The sequence below is a fragment of the Candidatus Thioglobus sp. genome, assembly GCF_029243085.1.
GTDB lineage: Bacteria > Pseudomonadota > Gammaproteobacteria > PS1 > Pseudothioglobaceae > Thioglobus_A.
The window spans coordinates 1-1,734 of sequence record NZ_JAQWSS010000028.1 but is presented as its reverse complement, the minus strand read 5'-3'; the positions used below and the strand labels follow the sequence as shown (position 1 = coordinate 1,734).

Annotated in this window: 4 protein-coding genes and 1 tRNA gene; 3 read left to right on the top strand and 2 right to left on the bottom strand. The window is 36.7% G+C overall.

Features of this window, described 5'->3' with window-relative positions; genetic code table 11:
• The coding region (locus P8M52_RS01710; protein WP_363320142.1) for a pirin family protein at positions 1 to 740 on the top strand (740 nt) is incomplete at its 5' end.
• 10 nt (positions 741 to 750) lie between these two features.
• Here the strand turns inward: P8M52_RS01710 and P8M52_RS01705 are convergent.
• Entirely contained in the window at positions 751 to 1,017 is a 267-nt protein-coding gene (locus P8M52_RS01705) for a DUF3579 domain-containing protein (RefSeq protein ID WP_300306437.1), read from the bottom strand.
• A 16-nt stretch (positions 1,018 to 1,033) separates the two neighbouring features.
• Positions 1,034 to 1,123: transfer RNA gene (locus tag P8M52_RS01700), tRNA-Ser, on the bottom strand.
• Between the two features lie 123 nt (positions 1,124 to 1,246).
• On the opposite strand from P8M52_RS01700, the gene rpmB reads away from it, so the two are divergent.
• Both rpmB and rpmG read left to right on the top strand, forming a co-directional pair.
• Positions 1,247 to 1,483 carry a 50S ribosomal protein L28 gene (rpmB, locus tag P8M52_RS01695; RefSeq protein WP_300306434.1) on the top strand — a complete coding sequence of 79 codons (237 nt, stop codon included), beginning with the start codon at positions 1,247 to 1,249 and terminating at the stop codon, positions 1,481 to 1,483.
• A 9-nt stretch (positions 1,484 to 1,492) separates the two neighbouring features.
• The gene (gene rpmG, locus P8M52_RS01690; protein ID WP_300306431.1) at positions 1,493 to 1,648 is read left to right on the top strand and encodes a 50S ribosomal protein L33; all 156 of its coding nucleotides are present in this window, start codon (positions 1,493 to 1,495) and stop codon (positions 1,646 to 1,648) included.
• The last annotated feature ends 86 nt before the right edge of the window (positions 1,649 to 1,734 follow it).

Below are 1,734 nucleotides of genomic sequence, written 5' to 3'. Positions count from 1 at the left end.
TTGTGAGTATATTTGTCAAAATTAATACGCAACAAATGCTTGAAGGGAATGGTGTAATTGTTAATCGACTATTTCCAGTATCAAAACGAATGAATTTTGATCCATTCGTTTTGTGGGATCATTTTAATATCGCCACTGGACATGGTTTTCCAGATCATCCACATCGTGGGTTTGAAGCAGTTACCTATATGTTAACTGGCGGCATGCATCATAAAGATAACTTAGGCAATGATGCTTTCGTTAGTAAGGGTGGAGCCCAGGTATTTTGCGCAGGCAAAGGTATAGTTCATGAAGAAATACCGGCAGAAGAAGGTCAAAGTGTCGGTATTCAGTTATGGATTAATTTACCTAAACGTTTAAAGGCAATTCAGCCAAGTTATCAGCAAGTTCTGAGTCATGATTTACCTGTAATTGTTTTCGAAGGGGGGTGTTGTCGAACGATTGTTGGAGAAGGGTCTCCGATAGAGTTACATACGAGTATTACATATCAGCATGTTAATCTAAATCAAGGCAAGCCTTATCAAATCCATGTGGGGCAAGATGCCAATGCTGTTATTTATGTTTTATCAGGAAGGCTGGCATTAGAGGGTGAAATGGCTAGTTTAACTGAGGCTTTCTTAATAAAAGGCAAGCAAGAACAACACTTATCAGTCAAAGCTGATCAAGATTGTGAGTTTATGTTTTGTTGTGGCGTGCCACACTATGAACAGATTCATCAACATGGGCCGTATGTTGACTAACGATTGTTTTTTAATTTTCAATAATTTCTTCGGAAATAGCTAAATGGTTAATCTTAGCAAAAGACAAAAGTCGTTCAAAAGTAAATGGGCAAGTATTTTCTAGTTGACTATCAAAAACAATCGACTTAATGCCATCAATTTTTTTAACTTTAAGATGGCCGCTATATTTAACAAGCTGTTCTTTTTGAACACAGACTAGCCTTTCGGTCCAGTCGCTAGGTCTAAATTTTTGACCATCTTTGGTAACGCCTGATATGGTGTATCTCGTGATTGGCATTGTAGTTTTTATAATGTGGTGGAGGGACAGGGATTTGAACCCTGGAAGGAGATTAATCCTTGCTGGTTTTCAAGACCAGTGCATTCAGCCGCTCTGCCATCCCTCCGAAGTGGTGTATGATACAGCTTGTTGGTACAATAGTAAATAGAATTTTTATAAAATTTAGACAAGAAAGTTAAATAATTTTAAGTATAATTTCCTTCTTTTAGATTTTCAATAAGGTAGAGTCATGGCAAAGATATGTCAAGTAACTGGTAAGCGACCAATTAGTGGTAATAATGTATCGCACGCAAATAATAGAACGCGTCGTCGTTTTTATCCAAATCTTCACACTCACCGTTTTTGGGTAGAGAGTGAAAACCGTTTTGTAAAGCTTAAGCTAACAGCTAAAGGTTTGCGTATTGTTGACAAGAAAGGTATTGAAGAAGTACTTAAAGAAATTCGCGCACGTGGCGAGAAGGTTTAGGAGTAAATTATGAGAGAGAAAATTAAATTAGTATCATCAGCAAAAACTGGTCATTTCTACACAGCAACTAAGAACAAGCGTCTTCATCCGGAAAAAGTTGAAGTTAAAAAGTTTGATCCAGTCGTAAGACAACATGTAATGTATAAAGAAGCTAAGATTAAATAATCTTTTAGTTTTTTCACAAGACAATAAAAAAGCCGCTGTTAGCGGCTTTTTTATTGCAAGTTAGTGCAACATTATTCTTCTAGGAT

Bases quoted from the DNA above. Each gene is read 5' to 3' on its own strand.
- P8M52_RS01705 (WP_300306437.1), bottom strand. From the start codon at position 1,017: ATGCCAATCACGAGATACACCATATCAGGCGTTACCAAAGATGGTCAA.
- rpmB (WP_300306434.1), top strand. From the start codon at position 1,247: ATGGCAAAGATATGTCAAGTAACTGGTAAGCGACCAATTAGTGGTAAT.
- rpmG (WP_300306431.1), top strand. From the start codon at position 1,493: ATGAGAGAGAAAATTAAATTAGTATCATCAGCAAAAACTGGTCATTTC.